This window comes from Serratia sp. NFX21, assembly GCF_048517035.1.
GTDB classification, from domain to species: Bacteria; Pseudomonadota; Gammaproteobacteria; order Enterobacterales; family Enterobacteriaceae; genus Serratia; species Serratia quinivorans.
The window spans coordinates 4,589,603-4,603,332 of record NZ_CP183196.1 but is presented as its reverse complement, the minus strand read 5'-3'; the positions used below and the strand labels follow the sequence as shown (position 1 = coordinate 4,603,332).

General features: G+C 55.4%; 13 protein-coding genes and 3 tRNA genes. 7 read left to right on the top strand and 9 right to left on the bottom strand.

Annotation, left to right across the window (positions count from 1 at the left end):
* Window positions 1-31: 31 nt before the first annotated feature.
* Window positions 32-1,357, bottom strand: coding sequence for an amino-acid N-acetyltransferase (argA, locus tag ACNT1W_RS21540; RefSeq protein WP_012146515.1), 1,326 nt, complete (start codon window positions 1,355-1,357; stop codon window positions 32-34).
* A gap of 239 nt (window positions 1,358-1,596) precedes the next feature.
* Here argA and amiC point away from each other — a divergent pair, with 239 nt between their 5' ends.
* Window positions 1,597-2,850: an N-acetylmuramoyl-L-alanine amidase AmiC gene (amiC, locus tag ACNT1W_RS21535; RefSeq protein ID WP_012146514.1), complete on the top strand. Its 1,254-nt coding sequence runs from the start codon at window positions 1,597-1,599 to the stop codon at window positions 2,848-2,850.
* A gap of 100 nt (window positions 2,851-2,950) precedes the next feature.
* Here the strand turns inward: amiC and ACNT1W_RS21530 are convergent.
* From ACNT1W_RS21530 to ACNT1W_RS21520, 3 genes are all read right to left on the bottom strand, one after another.
* A tRNA-Met gene (locus ACNT1W_RS21530) sits at window positions 2,951-3,027 on the bottom strand.
* Window positions 3,028-3,091: 64 nt separating this feature from the next.
* Window positions 3,092-3,168: transfer RNA gene (locus tag ACNT1W_RS21525), tRNA-Met, on the bottom strand.
* Window positions 3,169-3,235: 67 nt separating this feature from the next.
* Window positions 3,236-3,312, bottom strand: a tRNA-Met gene (locus ACNT1W_RS21520).
* A 213-nt stretch (window positions 3,313-3,525) separates the two neighbouring features.
* Here ACNT1W_RS21520 and mltA point away from each other — a divergent pair.
* A complete protein-coding gene (mltA, locus tag ACNT1W_RS21515) occupies window positions 3,526-4,668 on the top strand; it encodes a murein transglycosylase A (RefSeq protein WP_017893804.1) in 1,143 nt (380 codons plus the stop codon).
* Window positions 4,669-4,740: 72 nt separating this feature from the next.
* Window positions 4,741-5,547, top strand: coding sequence for a tRNA cyclic N6-threonylcarbamoyladenosine(37) synthase TcdA (gene tcdA, locus ACNT1W_RS21510; protein WP_012146512.1), 807 nt, complete (start codon window positions 4,741-4,743; stop codon window positions 5,545-5,547).
* On the opposite strand, the gene csdE is transcribed toward tcdA, so the two are convergent.
* Window positions 5,538-5,972: a cysteine desulfurase sulfur acceptor subunit CsdE gene (gene csdE, locus ACNT1W_RS21505; protein WP_419246116.1), complete on the bottom strand. Its 435-nt coding sequence runs from the start codon at window positions 5,970-5,972 to the stop codon at window positions 5,538-5,540. The two genes, tcdA and csdE, sit on opposite strands and share 10 nt — an antisense overlap.
* 18 nt (window positions 5,973-5,990) lie before the next feature.
* Entirely contained in the window at window positions 5,991-7,196 is a 1,206-nt protein-coding gene (gene csdA, locus ACNT1W_RS21500) for a cysteine desulfurase CsdA (protein ID WP_419246882.1), read from the bottom strand.
* 194 nt (window positions 7,197-7,390) lie between these two features.
* Here csdA and ACNT1W_RS21495 point away from each other — a divergent pair, with 194 nt between their 5' ends.
* The 4 genes from ACNT1W_RS21495 to rlmM all read left to right on the top strand — a co-directional run bounded on the left by ACNT1W_RS21495 (window position 7,391) and on the right by rlmM (window position 10,459).
* The gene (locus tag ACNT1W_RS21495) at window positions 7,391-7,615 is read left to right on the top strand and encodes a YgdI/YgdR family lipoprotein (RefSeq protein WP_012146509.1); all 225 of its coding nucleotides are present in this window, start codon (window positions 7,391-7,393) and stop codon (window positions 7,613-7,615) included.
* Window positions 7,616-7,997: 382 nt separating this feature from the next.
* Entirely contained in the window at window positions 7,998-8,915 is a 918-nt protein-coding gene (locus ACNT1W_RS21490; RefSeq protein ID WP_012146508.1) for a transcriptional regulator GcvA, read from the top strand.
* A gap of 52 nt (window positions 8,916-8,967) precedes the next feature.
* Window positions 8,968-9,363, top strand: coding sequence for a DUF423 domain-containing protein (locus ACNT1W_RS21485; RefSeq protein WP_012146507.1), 396 nt, complete (start codon window positions 8,968-8,970; stop codon window positions 9,361-9,363).
* A complete protein-coding gene (gene rlmM / locus ACNT1W_RS21480) occupies window positions 9,356-10,459 on the top strand; it encodes a 23S rRNA (cytidine(2498)-2'-O)-methyltransferase RlmM (RefSeq protein WP_012146506.1) in 1,104 nt (367 codons plus the stop codon). Before ACNT1W_RS21485 ends, rlmM begins: the two co-directional genes overlap by 8 nt.
* 30 nt (window positions 10,460-10,489) lie before the next feature.
* Here the strand turns inward: rlmM and xni are convergent, their stop codons facing one another.
* The 3 genes from xni to queF all read right to left on the bottom strand — a co-directional run bounded on the left by xni (window position 10,490) and on the right by queF (window position 13,711).
* Complete coding sequence (xni, locus tag ACNT1W_RS21475) at window positions 10,490-11,245, bottom strand: flap endonuclease Xni (protein WP_419246115.1); 756 nt, start codon at window positions 11,243-11,245, stop codon at window positions 10,490-10,492.
* Between the two features lie 56 nt (window positions 11,246-11,301).
* Window positions 11,302-12,666, bottom strand: coding sequence for a nucleotide 5'-monophosphate nucleosidase PpnN (ppnN, locus tag ACNT1W_RS21470; protein WP_012146504.1), 1,365 nt, complete (start codon window positions 12,664-12,666; stop codon window positions 11,302-11,304).
* A gap of 199 nt (window positions 12,667-12,865) precedes the next feature.
* Window positions 12,866-13,711, bottom strand: a complete 846-nt coding sequence (gene queF, locus ACNT1W_RS21465; RefSeq protein ID WP_112363398.1) for an NADPH-dependent 7-cyano-7-deazaguanine reductase QueF — start codon at window positions 13,709-13,711, stop codon at window positions 12,866-12,868.
* Between the last annotated feature and the right edge of the window lie 19 nt (window positions 13,712-13,730).

Here is a 13,730-nt window from a genome sequence, read left to right as displayed (position 1 = left end):
CATGGGCGCAGCACGCTGCGCCCGCCAGCAATTACAGATCCGCCAGTAAAATCTTTGAACGGCGTTGGTAGTTGTACAGCGCCTGTTTCTCAACCGGCAGCACGTCGACTTCCGCCGGTGTGAAACCACGTTCCTGGAACCAGTGGATGCTGCGCGTAGTCAGCACAAACAGCTTACGCAGGCCCATCTGGCGTGCCTGACTCTCCACCCGTTGCAGCAGCATTTCACCCCGTGACGAGCTGCGGTAATCAGGATGAACCGCAACGCAGGCCATCTCGCCAATCTTCTCTTCCGGGAACGGATACAGCGCCGCGCATGCGATGGTCAGGTTATCGCGTTCAATAATGGTGAATTTGTCGATCTCCATCTCCAGTTGCTCACGTGAGCGGCGCACCAAGATGCCCTGCTGCTCAAGCGGACGGATCAGCTCGAGGATGCCGCCGATATCGTTAATCGTCGCCCGGCGCACCTGTTCAGCACTCTCCATCACTATCTGAGTGCCTATACCATCGCGTGAAAACAGTTCCTGCACCAGCGCACCGTCTTCCTGATAGCTGATCAGGTGGCTGCGGCGTACGCCGCTGCGGCAGGCCTTCACCGCGCCACGCAGGAAACGCACGGTGCCGGAATGATAGTCGCCATGCTCTTCCAGCTCCTCAATGCGTTTTTGCGCGTCGTTGGGGAACAGTTCGGAAATGATGGTGCCTTCCTGATTGGTGACCCCCTGTGACGAACAGAAGCCGATCATTTTCTCGGCCTTCAGCTTGACGGCCAACTGGGTTGCCACTTCTTCCGAGGTCAGGTTAAAGCTTTCGCCGGTGACGGAAACGGCCACCGGGCCAATCAGCACGATGGCGTTGCTGTCGAGCTGACGGTGAATGGCTTCTTCATCAATACGGCGGATGCGGCCGCTGTGGCAGTAGTCCACACCGTCATCAATCCCCAGTGGCTGGGCGATAATAAAATTACCGCTGACCACGTTGATATGCGCGCCCTGCAATGGCGTGTTGTTGAGGCTCATTGACAGCCGGGCGGTGATATCCAGTTGCAGCAGACCCGCCGCCTGTTTAACCAGCTCCAGCGTATGGGCGTCGGTGACGCGGGTGTGCTTGTGATAAATCGGTTCGAGATTATGCTGCGCCAGATTGACGTCAATCTGCGGCCGGGCACCATAGACCACGACTAAACGAATACCCAGACTATGCAGCAGCCCGATGTCGTTAACGATGTTGGCAAAGTTCTCATGTTCTATGGCTTCGCCACCCAGCATAACGACAAACGTCTTGCCACGGTGGGCGTTGATATAGGGAACTGAGTGACGGAATCCTTGGACCAGCTCTGTACTACGTTCCTTCACGGCCAAACCTCATTTGCATATTTATACGATATTTTTGTATTTTTATTCTTTTATTGCCCTGATGGCAAGTGAGAATTTATCTCTATTTCTTTGCCGGGGGCGCTGAGTCGTTAATAAATTGAAAAACCATAAAAAGATTTTCTGATGACAGCGCCGGAATGATTGGTTAAAGTTTTCGGCATTCCTGTTAACTGGTGTTTTTTTCATCTGTTTTAATCTGTTACCACTGCTGGAGCCGCATGCCAAACTCAAATCACAATCTGGGCCGCCGTCGTTTATTACAGGGGGTTGCCGCAAGCTGGTTGCTGAGTGTGAGTCGCACAGGTTTCGCTGCTTCATCGCACGTCATTGCCGTACGCGTCTGGCCATCCTCCACCTATACCCGGGTGACGCTCGAATCCAACGTTGAACTGAAATATAAGCAGTTTGCGCTGACCAATCCCGATCGCGTGGTGGTGGATATTGAAGGCGTGCAGCTCAACAGCGTGCTCAAGGGGATTGTTGGCCAGGTTCGTGCCGACGATCCCTACCTGAAACAGGCGCGCGTCGGTCAGTTTGATCAAAACACCGTCCGGTTGGTGCTGGAGCTTAAGCGCAGCGTCAGCCCGCATATGTTTACTCTGGCGCCGGTGCCGGAATACCGCAATCGTCTGGTGATGGATCTGTACCCGAGCAAGGGCGGCAGCGGTGAAGACTATGATCCGCTGTTGGCGTTACTGGAAGATTACAACAAGGGCGATCTTGAGCGTACATTGCCGGCGGAAGCGCCACAGGCCGGTAAGGCGGGGCGTGACCGCCCGATTGTCATCATGCTGGATCCCGGTCACGGCGGCGAAGATCCCGGAGCGATTGGTAAATTCAAAACGCGTGAAAAAGACATCGTATTGCAGATTGCGCGTCGGCTAAGCACGTTAATCAAGCGCGAGCCGAATATGAAGGTGTTTATGACGCGCAATGAAGACGTCTTCATTCCGTTGAAGGTGAGGGTGGCGAAGGCGCGTAAGCAGCGTGCTGACCTGTTTGTGTCCATCCACGCCGATGCCTTTACCAGCCGGGCCGCGCGTGGGTCATCGGTGTTTGCGCTGTCGACCAAAGGTGCCACCAGTTCGGCGGCGAAGTTCCTGGCGCAGACCCAAAATGAATCGGACCAAATCGGCGGCGTAAGCAAAAGCGGTGACCGCTATCTGGATCACACCATGTTTGATCTGATTCAAACCGCGACCATCAATGACAGCCTGAAATTCGGTAAGGAAGTGCTGAACCGGATGGGCAAAATAAACCGTTTGCATAAGAATCGTGTCGATCAGGCCGGTTTTGCGGTATTGAAAGCGCCGGACATCCCTTCGATTCTGGTTGAGACGGCGTTTATCAGCAACATCGAAGAAGAACGCAAGCTGCGTACCACGCATTTCCAGCAGCAGGTGGCGGAATCTATTCTGGCGGGTATCAAGGCGTACTTTGCCAACGGTGGTGCGGTAGCGCGCAGAGGGTAAGGCTAATGCGGAAACGACTGGGCGGCTGCCCGGTCGATTTTTGGCGGATTTCAGATACAAAAAAACACCCGTTAAGGTGCTTATTTGTAGTCATTAAGATTGGTTGCGGAGGCCGGATTTGAACCGACGACCTTCGGGTTATGAGCCCGACGAGCTACCAGGCTGCTCCACCCCGCGTCCGTCTTAATGCTTGTATTATCGAAACCAACATTTCATGTGATACCGCTGGTACAGTATCGGTTGGTTGCGGGGGCCGGATTTGAACCGACGACCTTCGGGTTATGAGCCCGACGAGCTACCAGGCTGCTCCACCCCGCGTCCGTATAATACTTTCTTTTTCATCGAATCCAACACTTTACTTGATACTGCCTCTGGCAATATCGGTTGGTTGCGGAGGCCGGATTTGAACCGACGACCTTCGGGTTATGAGCCCGACGAGCTACCAGGCTGCTCCACCCCGCGTCCGATGGAAGCGCACTATACTCTCCGTGCATTTTGTTGCAACCCTTTTTGCACTTAATTGAACTAAAACAGTCTTTCTGCTGGATTAGTCCGCAATCTGCGTTCTTTTTCAGCGTTATTGCCCCTGGGGCTTTTTTTATTGGCGGCGATTCCTTTATCTATGGGCGTTTGTTATCGTTCGCCGGGAGATCATATATGTAGAGAGTGTGCGTGATGAAAGGACGTTGGGGCAAATACCTGCTGGGCGGGTTAATGGTAGCGGTACTGGCGGGCTGTTCTTCCAAGCCGACCGACCGGGGACAACAATATAAGGATGGTCACCTGGATCAGTCGCTGGAGTTGGTGAATCAACCCAACGCCAGGGGCGTACCGGTTAATGCCAAGGATTACTCGGATCAGCTGATGGAGATTAAATACGCCTCTCCTTCACTTTTTAATCGCAACAACACTACCTTCCAGGCGGTACAAAGCTGGATGGCGTCCGGTGCCGACACTCGTACTCTGAACCAATATGGCCTCAGTGCTTATCAAATGGAAGGCGTGGACAGCTATGGCAACGTGCAGTTCACCGGTTACTACACACCGGTGCTGCAGGCGCGTTATACCCAGCAGGGGGAGTTCCGTTACCCGCTGTACCGCATGCCACCAAAAGGTAAAGGCCGTCTGCCCGATCGCGCGGGCATTTATTCGGGTGCACTGGATGACCGATATATCGTGGCGTATACCAACTCGCTGATGGACAACTTTATGATGGAAGTCCAGGGCAGTGGCTATGTGGATTATGGCAACGGCCAGCCGTTGGTGTTCTTCGGTTACGGCGGCAAGAACGGCCATGCGTATCGCAGCATTGGTAAAGTGCTGATCGATCGCGGTGAAGTGGCCAAGGCGGATATGTCGATGCAGGCGATCCGCCAGTGGGCGGACACTCACAGCGCCGCCGAAGTGCGCGAATTGCTGGAGCAAAACCCTTCCTTTGTCTTCTTCCGTCCTGAAGCCTTTGCGCCGGTACGCGGTGCCAGCGCCGTGCCGCTGGTGGCCAAGGCGTCGGTGGCTTCCGACCGTTCACTGATCCCGGCAGGTACCACGCTGCTGGCAGAGGTGCCGCTACTGGACAACAAGGGTAAATTCACGGGAAAATATGAGATGCGCCTGATGGTGGCTCTGGACGTGGGTGGGGCAATCAAAGGCCAGCACTTCGATATGTACCAGGGCATCGGGCCGGATGCCGGTCACTCGGCCGGTTTTTATAACCACTATGGCCGCGTTTGGGTGCTGAAAGGCGCTAACGTTAATGCGCCGTTGTTCACCAGCCAGACCCGTTCCGCCTCTGGCGGCTCGCTGTTAGTCACCCGCTAACGGCAATAATTGACCGCAAGGGCCGGACATTCCGGCCCTTATTATTTGCAATGTTAAGGTAATTAAAGCGTTATGAGCACAGCCTATTCTGAAGCCTACCTGCAGCGTTTTGGCGGCACGGCACGTTTATACGGTCAGCAGGCCCTGGCGCTGTTTGCCCAGGCGCACATTTGCGTGATTGGCATCGGCGGCGTGGGCTCCTGGGCGGCAGAGGCGTTGGCGCGCACCGGTATCGGTGCCATTACGCTGATTGATATGGATGATGTCTGCGTCACCAACACCAACCGCCAAATCCACGCGCTGCGTCAGCATGTGGGCCAGTCAAAAACGGAAGTGATGGCGGAGCGCATTCTGGCGATCAACCCGGAGTGCCGGGTGACCTGCATTGACGACTTTATTACTGCGGACAACGTTGCAGAGCTGCTGAATAACAATTTTAGCTATGTCATCGATGCGATTGACAGCGTACGACCGAAGGCCGCGCTGCTGGCTTATTGTCGTCGTTACAAGATCCCGGTGGTCACTACCGGCGGAGCAGGTGGTCAGATAGATCCGACCCAGATTGCAGTGGTCGATCTGGCCAAAACCATTCAGGATCCGCTGGCGGCCAAGCTGCGTGAGCGGTTGAAAAATGATTTCAACGTGGTGAAGAACAGCAAGGGCAAATTGGGCATCGACTGCGTATTTTCCAGCGAGCCGCTGGTTTACCCCCAGCCGGATGGCAGCGTTTGCGCATCACGCAGTACCGCGGAAGGGCCAAAACGAATGGATTGCAGTGCGGGATTTGGCGCGGCAACCATGGTTACCGCTACCTTTGGTTTTGTCGCCGTTTCCCATGCGCTGAAGAAGATGGTGGCGAAAGCCGCGCGTCAGGCGTAGCGAGCGGCCATTTCTTTCACGGCAGCAGCCAGTGCTGCCAGCCCGCTGGCGCGGGTGGCACTGAGTTGAGCACGTAACGCCAGTTGATCAAACAGCGCCAGGGGATCCATCGCCGCTATCTGCTGCGGCGTTTTTCCTTCTACCTCCGTTAGCAGTACCGCCAACAGGCCGCGCACGATACGGCCTTCGCTGTCGCCATAAAAGTGCAGCGTGCCGTCCGCCAGTAACTGATGCCCAAGCCAGACCCGATTCTCACAGCCACTCAACTCCATTTCTGCTGCGCGTAATGCTTCCGGCAGCGGCGGCAATTGTTTCGCCAGCATGATCAGTTGGCGATAACGATCTTCCCATTGTTTCAGCGCGGTAAATTTCTCGATCAGCGCTTCGGCGGTGATTTCATGGCCAAAGGGATGGGGGGCAAGCATAGCGTCTCCGGGGTTCATTTAATCGGCCAGCAGGTCGATGGCGTTGTGCAGGGCGGTGACCAGGGTATCGACGTCTTCCCGCGTGTTGTATGGCGCAAAGGAGGCGCGTAGTGTCCCACTGACACCCAGCGCTGCCATCAGCGGTTGAGCGCAGTGCTGACCGGCTCGCAGCGCGATGCCTTGTTCTGCCAGCAGGGTGACGATATCGCTGTGATGGATACCGGCAATATCAAACGCCAGTAAGCTGGAGCCTGAACAACGGAAACTGCGGAACCCCGGCAGTTGCGCCAATTGTTTCTCGGCGAGATCGGCCAGCTCGCGGCTGTATTGCTCGGCTGCCGCCAGATCCTGAGTACCAAGCCATTCCAATGCGGCGGCCAACCCCAGCACACCTGCGATATTCGGCGTACCGGCTTCAAAACAGTGCGGTGGTTTTTGCGGCGTGAAGCCGTCGAAGGACGCCTGAGTCAGCATCTTGCCACCACCTTGCCAGGGAGCCATCTGCGCCAGCAATTCACTTTTCCCGTATAGCGCACCGATGCCGGTCGGGCCATATAATTTGTGGCTGGAGAAGGCGTAGAAATCAATGTCTAGTCGCTGAACGTCAGCCGGACAGTGAACGATGCCCTGCGCGCCGTCGATCATCACCAGGGCACCGGCATTATGGGCAAGCCGGATGGCCAGATCCAGATCCGGACAGCCGCCGGTAACGTTGGACATTTGGCCCAGTGCCAGCAGGCGGGTTTTATCACTCAGCAGGCTGGGTAACTGGGTCAGATCCGGCAGGCGGTCTGCACCCAGTGGCAGTTTCACCACCCGAGCGCCGGTTTGTTCCGCCACCATCAGCCAGGGGATCAGGTTGGCGTGGTGTTCGGCCTCGCTCACCAGGATTTCGTCACCGGGCTGCAACCGGGGGCGGGCATAGCTCTGCGCTACCAAATTGATCGCTTCGGTGGTGCCGCGGGTCCAGATAATGTCGTCGGCTGAAGGAGCATTGACCAGCGTCGCGACTTGTTGGCGAGCCTGCTCGAAGCGTGCAGTCAGATCCTGCGCCGCCCGGTGCTGGCTGCGGTGCACGGTAGCGGCATCGTCGCGGTAAAACTGCTGCGTGGCATTGATGACCGCCAGCGGCTTCAACGCGGTGGCGGCGCTGTCGAGATAAATGCCCGCTTGCTGCAAGGCAGGAAACTGATTACGAAAGACGATGGGATTAAAAGGTGTCATAACCTGATTGTCACTGGCTTGAGTCAATGGCCGATCCTGTCTTATTTTACCGCCAGAGACAAGCTATCCCGCATATTAGGATTCATCGTCTGGAAATTATAGGTGAGTTTGTTATGCTGTTAGGTGCGCACTAAGTCATGGCGTTAAATAACATAAAAGGTTTTTACAGCATTTAAAACTACAAGGAGTCCACAATGAAGAAAACAGCCGCAGTTATCTCTGCCCTGATGCTAACGTTTACCCTGGCCGCCTGTTCCAGCAACTACGTGATGCAGACCAATGATGGACGCACCATTGTCGCTAAAGGAAAACCCGCGTTGGATAACGACACCGGGATGATCAGCTATAAAGACGCCAACGGCGTTGAGCAGCAGATCAACCGTTCAGACGTGAAGGAAATGGTTGAAAAAGACCAATAACGTCGGGCAAAAAAAAAGCACCGCAAAGATTGCGGTGCTGCATAAAATCACTATGGACAGACAGGGTAAATGTACAGGAAGTGAAAAACAGTAGCTTAGCTACCACGTCTGGATTGCCAGACAATTTGCAAACACAACATCACAACCACAAGCCAAAAGTTCATCGGCGTCCTCGACACCCACTCCCTTTTCGTTCCGGCCCGGGAAGTGCCGCCACTATAGGTATTTACTGGCGCATGCTCAACGGACAATTTATAATGGCTCGGATTAAAAAAACTAATGGTAGCGCTTTGCTGTCTGGTGCCTATCGCACGGCAGATAACGCCGCCTGATTTTTTATGCCGAATCACTCGGATTATTGTTACACAAAAGTAGCTAATAAATGTCTAAACGCTTACCACCTCTTAATGCACTGCGGGTTTTTGACGCGGCTGCCCGTCACCTGAGTTTTACCAAAGCGGCAGAAGAACTGTTTGTCACCCAGGCCGCGGTGAGCCACCAGATCAAGTCGCTGGAGGACTTCCTCGGCCTGAAGCTTTTTCGGCGCCGCAATCGCTCGCTGTTGCTGACGGAAGAAGGGCAAAGTTATTACCTGGATATCAAAGAAATTTTCACCTCAATCAATGAGGCCACCCGCAAGCTGCAGGCCCGCAGCGCCAAGGGGGCATTAACCGTCAGTTTGCCCCCTAGTTTTGCTATTCAGTGGCTGGTGCCGCGCCTGTCCGGCTTTAACTCAGCTTATCCGGGAATTGACGTGCGTATTCAGGCCGTGGACCGCGAAGAAGACAAGCTGGCGGATGATGTCGACGTGGCTATTTTCTATGGACGCGGCAACTGGACCGGATTGCGAGCCGAACGTTTATACGCGGAATATCTGTTGCCGGTGTGCTCACCCAGCCTGCTGACCGGGGAACATGCGTTAAAAATGACGAGCGATCTGGCTTATCACACGCTACTGCATGATACTTCACGCCGCGATTGGCTGGCCTATACCCGTCAGTTGGGGTTGCAGCACATTAATGTGCAGCAGGGGCCTATTTTCAGCCATAGCGCGATGGTGGTTCAGGCGGCGGTGCATGGGCAGGGGATTGCGCTGGTGAATAACGTGATGGCGCAGACCGAGATTGAAGCCGGGCGTTTGGTCTGTCCGTTTAACGAGGTTTTAGTCAGTAAAAATGCTTTTTATCTGGTATGTCATGACAGCCAGGCAGAACTGGGTAAAATAGCCGCCTTTCGTCAGTGGATCCTGGCTCGGGCAGCCAGCGAACAAGAAAAGTTCCGCTTTCGCTACGAACAATGAGGCCGGTCGCCGCGATGGCGCAGCCGGTTTTCTTCAATAAAGGTAAATAACGATGAGCAGTCGTTCAATGCTGATTTTTGCCGCTATCAGTGGCTTTGTATTTGTTGCTCTGGGCGCGTTTGGCGCACACGTATTAAGTGGCACCCTGGGTGCCAACGAGATGGTCTGGATCCGTACCGGACTGGACTATCAGGGGTTCCATACCCTGGCGATCCTGGCGCTGGCGGTGGCAATGCAACGCCGCGTCAGCCTGTGGTTTTACTGGAGCGGAGCGTTGTTGGCGCTCGGCACCGTACTGTTCAGCGGCAGTCTGTACTGTCTGGCGCTGTCACACCTGAAGTTCTGGGTTTATATCACGCCGATTGGCGGCGTGTGTTTCCTGATCGGTTGGGTATTGATGTTGATTGGCGCTTTGCGTCTGAGGAAAAAGGCCGAGCGCCATGAATAGACTTGCGTTGTATTGCCGTCAAGGCTTTGAAAAAGAGTGTGCGGCAGAAATTACCGCCAAGGCTGCCGAACTGGAAGTGTTCGGTTTCGCCAGAGTAAAGGATAACAGCGGCTACGTGCTGTTCGAGTGCTACCAGCCGGATGACGCCGATCGCCTGGCGAAGGAAATCCCGTTCCGGGAGCTGATTTTTGCCCGTCAGATATTGGTGGTGGGCGAGTTGCTGCGCGATTTACCACCGGAAGATCGGGTTTCTCCGATTGTCGGCATGCTGATTGGCGTGGTCGATCGTGGTGGTGAGCTGCGCGTGGAAGTGCCGGATACCAACGAAAGCAAAGAACTGTTGAAGTTCTGCCGCAAGCTGACGGTGCCGTTGCGTACTGCGATGCGTGAGCAGAAGGTGTTGATGGCGCGTGAGAATAAGACCCGTCCAGTGGTGCATGTGTTCTTTATCGCTCCGGGGTGTTGCTATGTGGGTTACTCCTTCAGCAACAACAACTCACCGTTCTATATGGGCATTCCGCGTCTCAAGTTCCCATCCGATGCACCGAGCCGTTCTACCCTTAAACTGGAAGAAGCGTTCCACGTGTTCATTCCTGCCGACGAGTGGGATGAACGTTTGGCCAGCGGCATGCACGCGGTCGATCTGGGCGCCTGTCCGGGGGGCTGGACCTATCAACTGGTGCAGCGCAGCATGATGGTGCACGCAGTGGACAATGGCCCAATGGCACCGAGCCTGATGGATACCGGGCAGGTGACGCATCATCGTGCCGACGGTTTCAGATATGAGCCTTCCAGCAGCAAGATTTACTGGCTGGTGTGCGATATGGTGGAAAAACCGGCGAAGGTGACCAGCCTGATGATCCAGTGGCTGGTGAAAGGCTGGTGTCGTGAGGCGATCTTCAACCTGAAATTGCCGATGAAAAAACGTTACGAAGAGGTTTCGCAGAATCTGCTGGCCATCAAGGAAGCGTTGGATACGGCGGGTATCAGTTCAGAAATTCATGCCAAGCAGCTGTATCACGATCGTGAAGAAGTCACCGTGCACGTCCGTCGTATGTGGTCGGCCGTGGCAGGCCGCCGCGACGAGCGCGATTAAATGACAGGGCGCTGTCTTCAGCGCCAGTGATTAAACCGGTAACCGCAGTTGCTGCAGGTTGCCGGTTAATGCCAGATCGGTTCGCAAGGTAGCGACACTTTTGCTGACGTAGGCCATCTCGCGGTGCTGTTGCAGTTTTCCGCGCCATTTTTCCGGCACCTGTTCCAAATCCTGATATAACCCATCCAGCGAACCTGCCTGTTGTAACAGCAATACCGCCGTCTTCGGCCCAATCCCCGCCACGCCGGGGATTTTGCTGCTGCTTATTCCCGCCAGCCCCCAGTAATCCGCCAATTGTTGTGGCGATACGCCGAACTCTTGCTGCACAAACGGCATATCCAGCCAACGTTTTTGGAAATAATCGCGGATCTGCACGCTGGGTGCCAATAGTTGGCAATAGCCTTTGTCGGTGGACACAATGGTCACCTGATGGCCGCCGCCTGCAACCTTGGCGGTCAGCGTTGCCGCCAGATCGTCGGCCTCATTGCCTGGAGAGTGCCAACAGGCAACGCCAAGTGATTCAAATGCTTGCCGTAACTGCGGCATTTCCTGCTGCAAATTGTCCGGCATGGGCGAACGGCCGGCCTTGTAGTCGGGCAGGATTTGGTGGCGCCAGCTTTCGCTGCGGTCGTCCTCATCGAACACCGCTACGGCGTGCGTTGGCCGACTGTGCTGAATCAACTGTTGCAGTGCGTGCTGGCAGGCATTCACACAGGGGGACCCCTGCACGGCGTGTATGCGGCGGATCAGGTTGAGGGCATCGACAATCAGTAGGTGTATCATCATGGGCTTACAAGGTCAGAAAAAAGAAGGGCGGCTGTCAGGCCGCCCCGGATTGCTCATTAAGCGACTATTTCGTAACAGGGCACATAAGCGGTGCCTGGCAGTTTCATCCGGTGCTGAGCGACAAAACCCTGCAGCAGACTGTCCATTTGCTTCATCATCTGCGGTTCGCCGTGCAGCTTGTACGGCCCAAACTGTTCGATGGCATGAATGCCATTTTCCTTCACGTTACCGGCGACGATGCCGGAAAACGCGCGGCGCAGCGCGGCAGCCAACTGTTCGGCCGGCTGGTCGGGATACAGGTTGAGATTGGCCATATTCTCATGGCTTGGCTCAAACGGCAGCTGCAAATCCGGCGCAATGCGGATCGACCAGTTAAAGCTGTAGGCATCGCCGGTATTACGACGGTTCTCTTTCACCAGCGGCATGGCTTTTTTCATCTGACGTGCGACTTCGGCCGGATCGTCGATGATGATGGTGTAGTGACGGCGCGCTTCGTCACCCAGCGTGTTCATGATGAACTCATCCAGCACCTGGAAGTAGTTGGCGCTCTCTTTCGGCCCGGTGAGGATCAGCGGCAACACCTGTTCGCTGTTCTCCGGGTTCATCAGGATACCCAGTAGATAAAGCAGCTCTTCTGCCGTGCCGACACCGCCCGGGAAAATGATGATGCCGTGGGCGATACGGACGAAGGCCTCCAGGCGTTTTTCAATGTCCGGCATGATCACCAGCTCATTGACCAACGGGTTGGGTGGCTCTGCGGCGATGATCGACGGCTCGGTCATGCCGATAAAGCGGCTATTGTGGTAGCGCTGTTGCGCATGGCCTACGGCCGCGCCTTTCATCGGTGCCTCCATGGCACCCGGCCCACAGCCGGTACAGATATTCAGCTCGCGCAGGCCCAGTTGGCTTCCGACCTTACGTGCGTAGAGGTATTCGTTTTCGTTGATCGAGTGACCCCCCCAGCACACCACCAGATTGGGATCTTCATCAAGGTGCAGCGCGCGGGCGTTGCGCAGGATAGAGAACACCAGATTGGTAATGTGGGCCGAGTTTTCCAGATTCAGATGCTGGAAACGGCCGGCGCTGTCGATCTGCCCGTGAACGAACAGGATATCGCGCAGCACGGCAAACAGGTTGGCCTGCAGCGAACGGATGATTCGCCCGTCGACAAAGGCGTCTTCCGGTGGATTCACCAGTTCAAGTTTGACCCCGCGCTCACGGCGCAGGACGTTGATATCAAAGGTTTCGTAGCGTGACAGCAGCTGTTTGCTGTTGTCGGTCTGGCTGCCGGAGTTCAGGACGGCCAGCGAACAGTTGCGGAACAAACGGTAAAGATCGCTGCTGGCGGTACGCTTCAGCATGTCTACTTCCAGCTGCGACAGCAAATCCATAGAGCCAAGCGGGCTGATGTGTGTAATCAAGGTAACTCCTTTGCACCCGGAAAGGGGCAGTAGTAATCCATACGCAGCAGAACAGCATCTCGTTATAGTTAGCGCACGGCGGCAACGTCATCGTTTGCCAGCCGGAATGCCCAGCGCTCCTGATTTAACCTTACCGCCGTCCCCTGTTTTTTACCAATACAAACCGCTCGTTAGCTCAGTTGTTGAGCACTGTTTCGCACTATTGGCGTGCCAGACGGCCATGTGACGGGACAAAGTCAGTGTTGCTGCGCCATGGATTGATGTCCAACCCGCCGCGACGGGTGTAGCGCGCATATACCGTCAGGCTTTGCGGCTGACAGTAACGCATCAGGTCGTTAAAGATGCGTTCGACACATTGTTCATGGAATTCATTGTGATGACGGAAAGACACCAGATAACGCAGCAGCGCTTCGCGATCGATCTGCGCACCACGATAAGCAATTTGCACCGAGCCCCAGTCCGGCTGGTTGGTGATCAGGCAATTGGACTTCAACAGATGACTGACCAACTGCTCTTCCACCTGCAAGGGGCCGGTGGCATTTTGCAGATAATCGGCATTGAACTCGTAGTTATCGATACGAATGTCCTGGTTATCGATGCATTCGCCGTCCAACCGGGCGATCGGGCTGCCTTCCAGCTGATCTACGCGGAACAATGAGACGCTGACCTCGCCCTGAGCGCAGGCAGACAGATCGCGTTGCAAGGTATTGCGCACCGTCTCCCAGTCGCTGAAAGGCGTTTGGTTGAAACTGTTGAGATAAAGTTTGAAGCTCTTGGACTCAATCAGATTGATGCTGTCGGCAGTCAGGCTTATCTCTCCAACTGCCACCTGCGGCAAGCCGTTGTCGTTCAGCCAGGAGAGTTCGTACAGCGTCCAGATATCGGCCCCGTGGAACGGCAGGCTGTCCGGATACAAGCCCAGCGGCTCGCGGTTCATACTGCGCGGTACCGCCTGCAACAGCGTGGCGTCGTAATGGTCGCGATACGCGGTGGCTTTGCCCAGCGTCAGTGCCGACAGGGCGTGATGGTCTTGGTAGGAGGACATCTGCTGTCACCTTGGTAAT